The sequence below is a fragment of the Candidatus Poriferisocius sp. genome, from assembly GCF_965219775.1.
In the GTDB taxonomy this organism is placed as follows: Bacteria; Actinomycetota; Acidimicrobiia; order Acidimicrobiales; family Bin134; genus Poriferisocius.
The window spans coordinates 3,409,198-3,422,734 of sequence record NZ_OZ244793.1; the positions used below are offsets into that span (position 1 = coordinate 3,409,198).

Annotated in this window: 13 protein-coding genes; 12 read left to right on the forward strand and 1 reads right to left on the reverse strand. The window is 71.7% G+C overall.

What is annotated here, in order from left to right; all coding sequences use genetic code 11:
* The first annotated feature begins 53 nt into the window (after positions 1-53).
* Positions 54-1,415 carry a hemolysin family protein gene (locus ACOQPQ_RS15420; RefSeq protein ID WP_420640299.1) on the forward strand — a complete coding sequence of 454 codons (1,362 nt, stop codon included), beginning with the start codon at positions 54-56 and terminating at the stop codon, positions 1,413-1,415.
* 46 nt (positions 1,416-1,461) lie between these two features.
* Positions 1,462-2,547, forward strand: a complete 1,086-nt coding sequence (locus tag ACOQPQ_RS15425; RefSeq protein ID WP_420640300.1) for a hemolysin family protein — start codon at positions 1,462-1,464, stop codon at positions 2,545-2,547.
* Positions 2,548-2,570: 23 nt separating this feature from the next.
* Here ACOQPQ_RS15425 and fabI read toward each other — a convergent pair whose 3' ends face one another.
* Positions 2,571-3,338 (reverse strand): enoyl-ACP reductase FabI, encoded by a 768-nt coding sequence (fabI, locus tag ACOQPQ_RS15430; protein ID WP_420640301.1) that lies wholly within the window; start codon positions 3,336-3,338, stop codon positions 2,571-2,573.
* A gap of 139 nt (positions 3,339-3,477) precedes the next feature.
* Between fabI and npdG the strand changes: the two genes are divergently transcribed.
* Genes npdG through ACOQPQ_RS15480 form a run of 10 tightly spaced genes read left to right on the forward strand, consistent with a single transcriptional unit; the run spans position 3,478 to position 13,515 of the window.
* A complete protein-coding gene (gene npdG / locus ACOQPQ_RS15435; RefSeq protein ID WP_420640302.1) occupies positions 3,478-4,143 on the forward strand; it encodes an NADPH-dependent F420 reductase in 666 nt (221 codons plus the stop codon).
* Positions 4,144-4,202: 59 nt separating this feature from the next.
* Positions 4,203-5,333 (forward strand): cysteine--tRNA ligase, encoded by a 1,131-nt coding sequence (gene cysS / locus ACOQPQ_RS15440; protein WP_420640303.1) that lies wholly within the window; start codon positions 4,203-4,205, stop codon positions 5,331-5,333.
* A gap of 50 nt (positions 5,334-5,383) precedes the next feature.
* Entirely contained in the window at positions 5,384-7,420 is a 2,037-nt protein-coding gene (gene thrS / locus ACOQPQ_RS15445) for a threonine--tRNA ligase (protein ID WP_420640304.1), read from the forward strand.
* A gap of 13 nt (positions 7,421-7,433) precedes the next feature.
* A complete protein-coding gene (locus ACOQPQ_RS15450) occupies positions 7,434-7,940 on the forward strand; it encodes an HIT family protein (protein ID WP_420640305.1) in 507 nt (168 codons plus the stop codon).
* 9 nt (positions 7,941-7,949) lie between these two features.
* A complete protein-coding gene (locus tag ACOQPQ_RS15455) occupies positions 7,950-8,519 on the forward strand; it encodes a hypothetical protein (RefSeq protein ID WP_420640306.1) in 570 nt (189 codons plus the stop codon).
* A 7-nt stretch (positions 8,520-8,526) separates the two neighbouring features.
* Positions 8,527-9,255: a CDP-alcohol phosphatidyltransferase family protein gene (locus ACOQPQ_RS15460; protein ID WP_420640307.1), complete on the forward strand. Its 729-nt coding sequence runs from the start codon at positions 8,527-8,529 to the stop codon at positions 9,253-9,255.
* Positions 9,256-9,270: 15 nt separating this feature from the next.
* A complete protein-coding gene (locus tag ACOQPQ_RS15465) occupies positions 9,271-10,302 on the forward strand; it encodes a phosphatidylinositol mannoside acyltransferase (protein ID WP_420640308.1) in 1,032 nt (343 codons plus the stop codon).
* On the forward strand, positions 10,299-11,414 hold the full coding sequence (locus tag ACOQPQ_RS15470) for a glycosyltransferase family 4 protein (protein ID WP_420640309.1): 1,116 nt from the start codon (positions 10,299-10,301) through the stop codon (positions 11,412-11,414). The genes ACOQPQ_RS15465 and ACOQPQ_RS15470 overlap by 4 nt, the downstream gene beginning before the upstream one ends.
* Positions 11,411-12,166 carry a M48 family metalloprotease gene (locus tag ACOQPQ_RS15475; protein ID WP_420640310.1) on the forward strand — a complete coding sequence of 252 codons (756 nt, stop codon included), beginning with the start codon at positions 11,411-11,413 and terminating at the stop codon, positions 12,164-12,166. The genes ACOQPQ_RS15470 and ACOQPQ_RS15475 overlap by 4 nt, the downstream gene beginning before the upstream one ends.
* Entirely contained in the window at positions 12,166-13,515 is a 1,350-nt protein-coding gene (locus tag ACOQPQ_RS15480; protein WP_420640311.1) for a DUF3048 domain-containing protein, read from the forward strand. The genes ACOQPQ_RS15475 and ACOQPQ_RS15480 overlap by 1 nt, the downstream gene beginning before the upstream one ends.
* Positions 13,516-13,537 lie beyond the last annotated feature (22 nt).

A 13,537-nucleotide genomic window follows, 5' to 3' on the forward strand; every position in this document is an offset into this window, starting at 1 on the left:
AGACGGCGATTGTTTGAGACTCACATGATTAGTGTCTCGAAAGACTATGGCGGATGCCAAGCCCGAGCGGGCCGGGGGACACGCCGATGAGCTGGACCACCGCGGTGGGGCTCGGGGCCGCCGCCCTGTTGGTGGCCGCCAACGCGGTGTTCGTGGCCGTGGAGTTCGCCCTGGTGGCGGTGGACCGCCTGCGCATCGAACGGTTGGCCGCCGAGGGCCGCCGGGCCGCCCGGACCACACTGTCGCTGCTCAAGTCCCTGTCGTACCAGCTCTCGGGCGCCCAGTTCGGCATCACCGTCACCTCCCTGGCCCTGGGATTCATCGCCCGGCCCTCCATTGCCGCCGCCCTGGAGCCGGTGGCCGAACGCATCGCCGCCGGGGCGGCCACCGGGCTCTCCATCGCCGCCGCCCTGGCCATCGCCGTGGTGGTGCAAATGGTGCTGGGCGAACTCGTACCCAAGACCGTGGCCATTTCCCGGCCCCTGCCCACCGCCATGCGGCTGGCCGCACCCATGCGGGGCTTCTCGGCGGCGGCCCGACCGTTCATCGCCCTGTTCGACGGATCGGCCAACTGGGTGGTCACCCGGCTGGGAATCGAGCCCACCGAGGAGCTGAGCGAGGCCCGCTCCCGCGAGGAGCTGGCCTGGCTGATCCGGTCGCTGGGCCGACAGGGGTCCATGCGGCCCGAACGGGCTCGCCTGCTGACCCGGGCCATTCGCTTCGCCGAGCGGGACGCGGCCGACGTGCTGGTGCCCCGGGTGTCGGTGCGGGCCATCGAGCATCACCGCTCGGTGGCCGATCTGGTGGCGATGTCGAGCGACACCGGGCTGTCCCGCTTCCCGGTGATCGGCGCCGACATCGACGACGTGGTGGGCGTGGTCCTGGTCAAGGACGTCTACCAGGTGCCCAACCACCAATGGGTCGCCACCCCGGTGACCACCATCATGCGCCCGCCGCTGGTGGTGCCCGAAACCCGGGATCTGCGGTCGCTGCTGCTCGACATGCGACAGCAACGCAGCCCCCTGGCCGTGGTGCTCGACGAGCACGGCGGCACTGCGGGCATCGTCACCCAGGAGGACCTGGTGGAGGAGATCGTGGGGGAGATCGCCGACGAACACGACGACACCGAACCCCCGGCGGTGGCCCGCGACGCCGGCGAGCTGGTGGTGCAGTCCGGCATCCACCCCGACGAGTTGGAGGACATGACCGGACTCCGGGTCCCCGACGGCGACTACGAGACGGTGGCCGGCTTCATTCTCGACCACCTGCAGCGCATCCCGGCGGCCGGTGAGGTGTTCCGGTACCAGGGCTGGGAGTGGCAGATCGAGTCGGTGGAGCGGCGCCGCATCGACACCGTCCGCCTCCGTCCGGTGGGTTCCGCCCACCCGGCCCGCCCGCCGGGGGCGGACCGATGACCGCCGCGCCCTGCGCCCGCCCGGCCCACCCGCCGGGAGCGGACCGATGACCGCCCTCTACCTCGGGGTGGCGGTGGCCCTTCTGGTGGCCAACGCCGGTTTCGTGGCCGTGGAGTTCGCCCTGATCGCCGCCCGCCGGTCCCGTCTGGAGCCGTTGGCCGAACAGGGCAATCGCCGGGCCCGCATGACGCTGGCCGCCATGGGCGACCTCAACCGCCAACTGGCGGGCGCCCAACTGGGGATCACCATGGCCTCGCTGGGATTGGGCTTCGTGGCCGAGCCCGCGGTGGCCGTCCTCATCGAACGGGCCGTGGAGTCGTTCGCCGACCTGCCCTCGGGGGTGCTGCACACCATTTCGTTCGCCGTGTCGCTGGCGCTGGTGGTGTTCCTCCACATGGTGCTGGGCGAGATGGTCCCCAAGAACGTCGCCTTGGCCGGGGCCGAGCGCACCGCCATGTGGCTCGCACCGGTCAACCGCCTCTACTCCATCGTCTTCGGTCCGCTCATCGGTCTGTTGAACCACATGAGCGCCGGCCTGGTCCGCCTGTGCGGCGTGGAGCCCATCGATCAGCTCTCCACCACCCATACCGCCCAGGAGTTCGCCGCCGTGGTGGAACACTCGGCCGCCGAGGGGTTCCTGGACGACTTCGACCATTCGCTCTTGTCCAGCGCCCTGGAGCTGGCTGGTCGCCCGGTGCGTTCGGTGATGGTCCCCCGAGACCGGATCGTGGCCGTGGAGCACCAAGCCACCGTCGACCAGGTGCTCGAGGTGATGAAAGACAGCGGCCACTCCCGGGTGGTGGTCCACCGGGGGTCGCTGGACCAGGTGGTGGGCTTCGTCCACGCCAAGGATCTGCTCGACGTCGCCGGCGTGCGGGCGTCGCAGCCCCTGGGTGACGACTTGATCCGGGTGGTGCCGGCTATCGAGCAGGAGACCTCACTGGAGGGCGCGCTGGCGTTGATGCGGGGCAGTCGCAGGCATCTGGCCGTGGTCCGGCACGGGGCGCGACGGCGAACGGTGGGCCTGGTGTCCCTGGAGGACGTGCTCGAAGTGCTGGTGGGCGATCTCTTCGACGAGACCGACCCTGCCCGGCCCCCGGCCGATCCCGCCCGGCCCCCCACCGACGCGTAGCACTCCCAACCGGTAGTACGCCCTCAGGCCCCCACCGCGTGATAGCCGCCGTCCACGTGCACCATCTCCCCGGTGGTCATGGGGAACCAGTCCGACAGCAGGGCCACCGCCGCCTTGGCCACCGCCGAGCTGTCGGACACATCCCAGCCCAGCGGCGCCCGGTCGGCCCAGGTGTCCTCGAACACCGCGAAACCCGGGATGGAGCGGGCGGCCATGGTCCGCACCGGCCCGGCGGCCACCAGGTTCACCCGGATGCCCTGGTCGCCCAGGCTGCGGGCCAAATAGCGGGCGGTGGACTCGAAGGCCGCCTTGGCCACCCCCATCCAGTTGTAGGCGGGCCAGGCCACGGTGGCGTCGAAGTCCAGCCCCACGATCGACCCGCCCTCATCCATGAGCGGCACCACCACCTCGGCCAGCGTCTTGAGGGAGTAGGCCGAAATCTCCAACGCCACCCGCACGTCGTCCCAGCCCGCGGCCATGAAGTCGTCGCCCAGGCACACCTCGGGGGCGAACCCGATGGCGTGAAGGGCGCCGTCCACCGTTCCCCACCGGTCGGCCAGTTCGGCCCGCAGGGCGGCGGCGTGGTCGGGCTCGGTCACATCGAAGGCCAACACCGGGGGGGAGCCCGGCAGCTTGCGGGCCGTGCGCTCGGTGAGGCGCAGGCCCCGCCCCGCCCCGGTCAGCACCAGCTCCGCCCCTTCGTCGGCGGCCAGCGAGGCGATGCCGAAGGCCAGCGAGGCGTCGGTGAGCACGCCGGTGACCAAGATCCGTTTGCCGTCCAGGAGTCCCATGGTCGTTGCAGACTACTCGCCCGACCCGGTGGCCTCGCCCCGTGGGCACCGCCCAACGCATCCGATGCACCGGGGCCGACCGCTCCGATGAACCACTCGCGGGTGGGCCGCCCGGCCGTTGTCCTATACCGTGGGGCCGATGCGCATCGGCATACTCGGAGGCACGGGCCCGGCCGGAAGAGCCTTGGCCGTTCGTCTGGCCTCGGTGGGCTACGACACCGTGGTGGGATCGCGCTCGGCCGAGCGGGCCGAGGAGATCTGCGAGGGCTTGCTTCGGGAGTGGCCCCAGCACGACATGGCGCTTTCCGGCGCCGCCAATCCGGGGGCCGCCGCCTGCGACGTGGTGGTGGTGGCCACCCCCTGGGACGCCGCCGCAGCCACCGCGGCCACCGTGGCCGATCAGTTGGCCGACAAAGTGGTCATCTCCATGGCCAACGCCCTCATCAAAGTGGGCCGGGAGTTCCAACCGCTGCTGCCCCCCCGAGGGTCGGTGGCCGCCTCGGTGCAGGCGGTGGTGCCCCAGGCCCGGGTGTCGGCCACCCTGCACCACGTGCCCGCCCACGACCTGGGCGACTTGCACCGGCCGGTGGACAGCGACGTGCTGGTCTGTTCCGACCACTCCGACGCCATGGCCACCACCATCGAGATCATGAACCGCCTGCCCGGCGTGCGGGCCCTCGACGCCGGCCCACTGTCGGGCGCCACCCCGGTGGAGGCCTTCACTGCCGTGCTGTTGCAACTCAACGTCCGCTACAAGACCCGGGTGGCCGTGCGCTTCACCGGGTTGGACACAGAAGCCGACTGAGTCGCCCCGCCATGTCGCCCCCGCCGTCGCCGCCTTCCGGGGTCGACCCAACCGCTCCGATGAAGCTGTACGACACGGCCCGACAAGCGGTGGTGCCCTTCGAGCCCGGCCCGGTGGTCACGATGTACACCTGCGGCATCACCCCCTACGACGCCACCCATCTGGGCCACGCCGCCACCTACGTGACCTACGACGTGCTCCAGCGCCGTCTGCGCGACCGGGGCCACGACACCCGTTGTGTCCGCAACATCACCGATGTGGACGACGACATCCTCCGCAAAGCGCGGGAGATCGGCGTCCACTACCTGGATCTGGCCGCCGCCGAGACCGCCCGGTTCGACTCCGACATGAAGGCCCTGGGCATGCTGGCGTGCTGGTCGGAGCCCCGGGCCACCTCGGCCATCGCCGACATCCGCAAGATGGTCGGCCAGGTGCTCGACCGGGGGTACGCCTACCAGTCGGGCGGTTCGGTGTATTTCGACATTTCGGCCTTCGACCGGTTCGGCCAGATCAGCCACCTCGACCGCCCGGCCATGCTGGCGTTGGCCGCTGAACACGGGGGCAATCCCGACGACCCCAACAAGCGCGACCCCCTCGACTTCGTGCTGTGGCAGAAGTCGGCCCCCGACGAACCGGCCTGGGACTCCCGCTGGGGGCCGGGCCGCCCCGGCTGGCACATCGAGTGCTCGGCGCTGGCCCTGCGAGAACTCGGGGGCACGGTGGATCTCCACGGCGGGGGCAGCGATCTCATCTATCCCCACCACGAGTGCGAAGCGGCCCAGTCGGAGGTGGTGATGGGGGAGCAGTTCGTGCGCCACTGGATGCACCAGGCCATGGTGCGGATGGACGGCGCCAAGATGTCCAAGTCGCTGGGCAACCTGGTGTTCGTCTCCGACCTGTTGAAGGAATACGACCCGCGGGCGATTCGCCTGGCCATCGTGAGCCACCACTACCGGGATTCGTGGGAGTGGACCGATGCGCTCATGCCCGAGGCCGCCGCCCGCCTCGACGCCTGGCAGGCCGCCGCCGGGGGCCACTCCGACACTGCCGATGGGGTGCTGGATCAGGTGCGGGCCCGCCTCGACGACGATCTCGACACCCCGGGGGCCGTGGCCGCCATCGACCGGGCCGTCGCCACCGGCACCGGCGCCCTCGCCTCCGCCGCCGCCCTGCTGGGCGTCTCGCTGTAACCGGTAACGGCTCTCGGGCCACCGGTTGCTGCCGATAAAATTGCCCGGTCATGGCTGACATCAGCGTCACCCTCCCCGACGGCAGCGAGCGTGCCCTTCCCTCCGGCGCCACCGCCGCCGACCTGGCCGCCGACATCGGTCCCGGCCTGGCCAGAGCCGCCCTGATCGCGGTGGCCGACGAGGTGGAGGTCGACCTCAGCATGCCGCTGGCCAACGGCCAGAACGTGGCGATCGTCACCGCCGACAGCGACGTGGGGCTCACCACCCTGCGCCACTCCACCGCCCACGTGCTGGCCCAGGCCGTGCTGGAGCTGTACCCCGGAGCCACCTACGCGGTGGGTCCCCCCATCGAGGACGGTTTCTACTACGACTTCGACCTGCCCGACGGGGCCACCATCAGCGACGACGAGCTCGAGGCCATCGAGGCCCGGATGCGGGAGATCATCGCCGCCGATCAGCCCTTCGAGCGCCACGAGGTGTCGGCCGCCGAGGGGCTGAAGCTGTTCGCCGACCATCCCTACAAGCGGGAGATCATCGAAACGGTGGCCCTGGCCCCCGATCACGCCGCCCCCGATGCCGCCGCCCCTGACGCCACCGAGCCCCACCCCTCTGGGGAGAGCGCCGAGGAGGCCGAGGAGTTGGCCGCCGAGGTCTCCGGCGACGGCCAAATCAGCTACTACCGCAACTCCGACACCTTCATCGACCTGTGCCGGGGCCCCCACGTTCCCTCCACCGGCAGGCTGGGACACTTCAAGCTGATGAGCGTGGCCGGCGCCTACTGGCGGCGCGACGCGGGCCGCCCCTCGCTCCAGCGCGTCTACGGCACCGCCTGGGCCACCCGCAAGGACCTGGCCGCCCATCTGCACCGCCTGGCCGAGGCCGAAAAGCGCGACCACCGCCGGCTGGCCCGAGAACTCGACCTGCTGTCGTGGCCCACCGAACTGGGACCGGGGCTGGCGGTGTGGCACCCCAAGGGCGCGGCGGTGCGCCGCATCATCGAGGACTACAGCCGCCGCCGCCACGACGAAGGGGGCTACCAATCGGTGTTCACCCCCCATTTGGCCCGCTCCGAGCTCTGGGAGACCAGCGGCCACCTCGACTTCTACGAGGAGAGCATGTACCCGGCCATGGAGATGGACGGCGCCAGCTACTACCCCAAGCCCATGAACTGCCCGTTCCACATGTTGATCTACAAGAGCAATCAGCGCTCCTACCGGGATCTGCCCATCCGCCTGTTCGAACTGGGCACGGTGTATCGCTACGAGCTGTCGGGGGCGGTCCACGGGCTGATGCGCACCCGGGGATTCACCCAGGACGACAGCCACATCTTCACCACCCGTGAACAGGCGCCCGCCGAGATCGCCTCGCTGGTGGCCTTCGTGTTGTCGGTGTTGCGGGCCTTCGGATTCGACTCCTTCGACGCCCGCCTGGCCACCCGGCCCCCCGACAAGTCGGTGGGCGACGACGCCGAGTGGGAGCTGGCCACCGAGGCCCTCCGCAACGCCCTGCACCAAGCCGACCTCGAGTACACCGTCGACGTGGGGGGCGGCGCCTTCTACGGCCCCAAGATCGACGTGGACGTGCGCGACGCAATCGGCCGGGCCTGGCAGCTCTCCACCATCCAGGTCGACTTCCAACTCCCCGAGCGGTTCGACCTCGAGTACGTGGGCGCCGACGGCGGGCGCCACCGCCCGGTGATCATCCACCGAGCCCTGATGGGATCGGTCGAGCGCTTCTTCGGGGTGCTCATCGAGCACTACGGCGGGGCCTTTCCCGCGTGGCTGGCCCCGGTCCAGGCCGCCGTCCTGCCGGTGGCCGCCTCCCACGGTCCCTACGCCGCCGAGGTGGAGGCCCGTTTGACCCGAGAAGGGTTCCGGGTGCAGGTGGCCGAGGCCGCCGACCCCCTGGGACGGCGCATCCGGGCGGCCAAGCTCCAGAAGCTGCCCTACGTGCTGGTCGTGGGCGACGACGACGTGGCCCACGGCACCGTGGGGGTCAACGCCCGAGGGGCCGACGGCGACGAGCGGGGCGTGCCCCTCGACGACTTCGCCGCCCGTTTGACCGACGACGTGGCCGCCCACCGCTGATGGCCCACCGCCGATGATCGAGCGCCTGTGGGCCCCGTGGCGCAGCCACTACGTGGCCTCGGTGAGCGACACCCGGCCCGAACAGCCCGAGGGCACCCTGTTCGAGGGCCTGTTGGCCGCCCCCGAACCCGACGAGGCCACCGGCATCTTGTGGCGGGGACGCACCTGCTTCGCCGTGCTCAACGCCTACCCCTACGGCAGCGGCCACCTCCTGGTCGTCCCCAACCGGCCGGTGGCCGACCTGGCCGACCTCACCGACGCCGAAAGCGAGGAGCTGTGGGCCGGGGTGCGGGCCGCGGTGGCCGCCATCGGCCGGGCCTACCGCCCCGACGGCATCAACGTGGGCCTCAACCTGGGAGCGGCCGCCGGGGCCGGGGTGCCCGACCACCTGCACGTCCACTGCCTGCCCCGCTGGCGGGGCGACACCAACTTCATGACCGCAGTGGCCGAAACCCGGGTGCTGCCCGAATCCCTGGCCGAGTCCTGGTCCAAGCTGAGCCGGGCCTGGGAACCCCGGTAGTCTCCGACCGTGTCCGACGCCGAAACGCAGCCCGACGCCGAAGCCCGGCCCGGCGACGACGACAACACCGCGGTGTCCGACGCCGAGATCACCGACCAGCTTCCCCAGGAACTGAACGTCAGCGAGTACGTCGGCCCGAACCTGTTCCCCAACAACAGCCGACGCCGGATCCCGGCCATCATCTACCTGGCCGCCGCCGTGATCTGCGTGGTGGTGTGGGCCGTGGCCTCCGAGAGCCCCCTGGTCAACGGGGGAATCCTGGCCGCCGGCATCGCCCTGGCTGTGTTCGCGGCCTACGGGTTCGTGTGCGGGCGGGAGCTGAAGATCGACGAGTCCGACGCCCTGGTGGTCGCCGTCGGTGCGGTGGGCTTTCCGGTGGGCCACGCCTCGGCCCAGATGGGCTGGCGGGGCTGGCTCAGCCGCCCCCTGTGGCGCATCCTGCTCTACTCCAACGAGCCCCAACCCCACCAGCGGGGCCTGGTGTTCGTGGACGGCATCACCGGCGAGGTGATCGACCAATTGGTGCAGCCCAATCCCGAGGATTGGACTGACCACCTCACCGACCGGCCAGTAGAGTAGAGGCCGAATGTTCGACGGCAACTGGCGTGTGGCGGTCAATCGGGGACTCGGCCCCATCGGCACCGCTCTGTACCGGTTGGGGGTCAGCGCCGACGCGGTCACCGTGGTCGGCATCCTCATGGCCGCCACCGCCGCGGTGGTCATCGGCAGCGGTCGGCTGATCCTCGGGTTGGTGTTTCTCATCCTCACCGGGCTGCCCGACGCCCTCGACGGGCCCATCGCCAAGGCCTCGGGAACCAGCTCGATCCGGGGCGCCTTCTTCGACTCGGTGAGCGACCGGCTGTGCGACGCCCTGTTGTTCGGCGGCGTGGCCTGGTACCTCGGGGCCAATGAACCGGGCCACATCTTCATGCTGCCGGTGGCGCTCATGGCCGCCGCCATGCTGGTGTCGTACCAGCGGGCCAAGGCCGAGTCGCTGGGCCTCGACGCCAAGGGCGGTCTCATGGAGCGAGCCGAGCGGTTCATCGTGCTCGGCGCCGGGTTGGCCTTCAGCTTCGTGCTCATCCCGGTGCTGTGGGCCATGCTGGTGCTCACCGGGGCCACCGCCCTCTACCGCTTCGCCAAGGTGTGGCGTCAGGCCGACTCCCCGCCCGCCCGCCGCCCGGTGGCCCCTCGGGCTCGCCGGGAACGCCGTCCGTCCCACGACCGGTGGCGGGCCACCTACCAGGCCCGACGGGCCACCCGCCGCCAAACCGGTCGTCAACCCCGCCGCCCGCCCCGCCGCTCGCGGCTCTGACCACCCCGGTACTTCGTGGCCGACCCCGCCGAGAAGGCGCCACCAACCGGGGGAACCCACCGCCTCACCGCCGACACGGTGCTGTACCGCTCGGGGGCGGCCCTGGCCCGTCGCCTGCCCCGACCGGTGGGCACCGCCCTGGCCCGGGGCATCAGCCGCAGCGCCTACCACCTGTTGCCCGAGCGCCGCTTCATCACCGAGCGCCGCCTCCAGCGGGTGTGCGGCCCCGACCTCCAAGGCCGGGCGTTGGCTCACAAGGTGCAGGAGGCCTTCGAGTCCTACGCCCGCTACTGGTACGACGGCGCCCGCCTGGCCTACCTCGACGACGACGCCGTGGACGCCGGATTCACCCACCAGGGCTTCCACCACATCCAAGACGCCGTCACCTCCGGCACCGCCCCCATCCTGGCCCTGCCCCACCTGGGGGGCTGGGAGTGGGCCGGCACCTGGATGGCCCGCATACCCGGCTACCCGGTCATATCGGTGGTCGAGCCCATCGAGCAGGCTCGCCTGTTCGAGTGGATGGTGGAGGAACGCCGCCGCATGGGCATCGACATCGTGGCCCTGGGCCCCGACGCCGTGTCGGTGCTCATCCGGTCGCTGCGAGTGGGCCAGGTGGTCTGCCTGCTGGCCGACCGGCAGGTGGGACGAGGCGGTATAGAGGTGCAGTTTTTCGGGGAACCCACCCTGTTGCCCGGCGGCCCGGCCACCCTGGCCCTGCGCACCGGGGCGCCCATCCTGCCCACCGCCGTCTACCAGGACGGCCCCAACCACCACGGCGTGGTGCTGCCCCCAATCCCGGCCCAGCGCCAGGGCCGCCTCCGGGCCGACGTGGCCCGGGTCACCCAGGACTTGGCCTACGCCCTGGAAGAGCTGATCCGCGCCGCCCCCGAACAGTGGCACCTGATGCAGCCCAACTGGGCGAGCGACGAGGATGCCCTGCGCCGATTCCGCCAGGAGCGCCGGATGTTCGAACGCCCCGGCCCCCAGGATGCCCCCCGCCGCCTCGGCGCCGAGCAGGCCGACCGGGAGACAGTGATCGGATGAGGGTCGGGCTGGTGTGCCCCTACAGCCTGACCATTCCCGGCGGCGTGCAGGGGCAGGTCATGGGGCTGGCCCGCTCGCTTCGCCGCATGGGGGTGGAGGCCCGGGTGCTGGCCCCCTGCGACGGCCCGCCCCCCGACGAATCGGTCACCCCCCTGGGCAACAGCCTGCCCACCGCCTCCAACGGCTCCATCGCCCCCCTGGCCCCCGACCCCCCGGCCCAGCTCCGCACCATCCGGGTGCTGCGCGACGAGCAGTTCGACGTGCTCCACCTCCACGAGCCCCTGGCCCCCGGCCCCACCAACACCGCCGCGGTCATGAAGTCGGCCCCCTTGCTCGGCACCTTCCACCGGGCCGGCCACAGCACCGCCTACCAGTACCTGCGGCCCCTGGTGCAATGGGTGGCCAACCGGTTGGACCACCGCTGCGCGGTGTCCGACGACGCCCGCCGACTGGCCGAGGCCCAACTCGGGGGACGCTACGAGGTGATGTTCAACGGCGTGGAACTCGACGCCCCCGCCTCCGAGCCCGTTCCCACCACCGGGCCCACCATCTTCTTCGTGGGGCGCCACGAGCCCCGCAAGGGCCTCGCCGTCTTGATCGACGCCCTGTCGCACCTCCCCGACGAGGTGCGCCTGTGGGTGGGGGGCGACGGCCCCGAGACCGAGGCGTTGCGGGCCCGGGCGGGCAACGACCCCCGGGTGGAGTGGCTGGGACGGATTTCCGATACGGAGAAGCAGGCCCGCCTGCGGGGGGCCGACGTGTTCTGCGCCCCGTCGCTGTACGGCGAGTCGTTCGGCGTGGTGCTGTTGGAGGCCATGGCCGCCCGCACCCCGATCGTGGCCTCCGACCTGGACGCCTACGCCATCGTGGCCCGACCGGGCCGCGACGCCCTGTTGTCGGAACCCGGCGACCCCGCGGCGCTGGCCGCCGCCCTCAAGCGGGTGCTGTACGACCACGACACCGCCGGGGCCCTGGTGGCCTCGGGCCTGGAACGAGCCCAGCAGTTCTCCATGGACACCCTGGCCCAACGCTACGTGGAGATCTACGCCGACCTGGCCGCGGGCCGCCCGGTCCGCATCCCCGCACCCCCCGCCCCCGAGGGCACCCGATGAGCGCCGCCCGCCGCCGTTCGGCCGCGGTCGTCGGGGTCTACGGGGCCGTTGTGGGCGTGGCGGCCGGTGTGGTCGTCATCCTTGTCGGGCAGCCCTGGCTGTTCGGCGTCATCGTCGCCGTGGCGGTGGGCGCCGTGGTGGCGCTGGCGATGCTCCGGGCCGCCTGGCCCGTACTGCTGCGCCTCACCGGGGGCGCTGCCCCCCACGGGCCCCATAAGGAGATCCTCGAGAACGTGCTGGAGGGCCTGTGCGTCAACCACGGCATCCCGGTGCCCGAGTTGCGAGTCATCGGCTCCGACGCCGTCAACGCCCTGGCCGCGGCCCGCACCCCCGACCAGGCCACCATCGTGGTCACCACCGGGGCGGTCGACCGCCTCGACCGCATCGAGTTGGAGGGACTGCTGGCCCATCACCTGTGCCGCATCCGACGGGGTGATGCCGCCTTCGAGACCCTGGCCGGTGTCCTGTTGGCCTGGCCGTTGGGGGCGGTGGGCCGTCTGCGCAGCCGGTTGATGGAGAGGGCCCTGCCCGCCGGAACCAGTCTGGAAGCCGACTTCGAGGCGGTGTCGCTCACCCGCTATCCCCCCGGCCTGCTGTCGACGCTGGTGACACTATCCGGGCACCCCGCTCGGGTACCATCGCCCACGGTGGCTGCGTTGCACATGTGGATCCATGAACCCGACTGGGGCTTCACCGACCCGGTTCGCCATCCCCCCCTCCAGACCCGAATCGACGCGCTCCGGGAACTGTGATGGCCGCCCCGACCGCCCTCAAACGGGCCCTGCCGCGCCCCCGCAGGCGCACCCCGACGCCTCCCCGCCGGTGGGCCCGTTGGGCGACCGCGCCGGGCGTGGCGCTGCTCGCGGTGGCCCTGCTGGTGGCGGCGTGCGGCGATTCCGACACTAGCGACATCAACGTCAGCGCGGGCACCGGCGACGGCGCCACCGCCCCCACCGGGCCCGACGCCACCGGCGGCCCCACCACCGACGCGGGCACCGGTGGATCAACGGGCACCGACACCCCGTCCACCGGCGACAACCCCGCCCCGGCGCCCTCGGGCCCCGACACCGGCGACCAACCGGGCGACGGCACCGCCCCGGCCCCCACCCCCACCCCGCCCCCTCTGCCCACCGAGCCGCTCACCGGCGAGCTGCTGGAGGACAACTCCATCATGGACCGACCGGCGCTGGCCGTGAAGATCGGCACCAGCAACGCCGGACGACCGCAGTCGGGCATAAACCAGGCCGACATGCTCATCGAGGTCCGGGTGGAGGGCATCACCCGCCTGATCGCCGTGTACCACAGCCAGGGGGCCGAGCCGCTGGGACCGGTCCGTTCGGCCCGCAGCTCCGACCCCGACATCCTGGCCAACTTCGGCCGGCCCATCTTCGGCCACTCCGGGGCCAACCCCGGCGTGCTGGCCGAACTGGCCGAGGGCCACGCCGCGGGCAAGCTCTACGAGCTGCGCTGGGATGACCTGCCCAACGACTACTGGCGGGTGGGAGACCAGGCCGCCCCCTTCAACCTCTACACCACCACCTCGGCCATCTGGAATGCCGCCCCGGCCGAGCTGACCGCGCCGGAGGCCCTGTTCGAGTACCGCAGGGAGGGTGAGGAACTCCCGGCGGGGGCCGACCCGGTGCCCGGCGTGGAGATCCGCTACCTCGGCGGCAACGAATCCATCGCCCACTTCGTGTGGGACGCCGACGCCGCCGGGTGGGCCCGCTGGCAGGACGGCACCCCCCACGTGGACATGGCCCGGGAGCCCGACGGCACCCCCAACCCCGACATCGACCCCGTCCAGGTGACCCCGGCCAACGTCGTCGTCCTCCAAACCCGCTACCTGCCCAGCGCCCCCAGCGCCACGAGCCCCCAGGCCATCACCGCCGACCCCCAAGGCGGGGTCGCCCTGGTCTTCACCGACGGCCACCTCATCCGGGGCCGATGGGAGCGGCCCACAGCCGCAGAGCCCTGGAAGGTCACCGACGGCAACGGCAACCCCGTACGCCTCACCCCCGGCCAAACCTTCATCGCCCTCCCCGGCGGCGACGTGCTCGTCATGGTGGAGGACTTCGCCCGCAACCTCCTCAACAACCGCTGACGCAACAAAGCCGTCTCGGCAG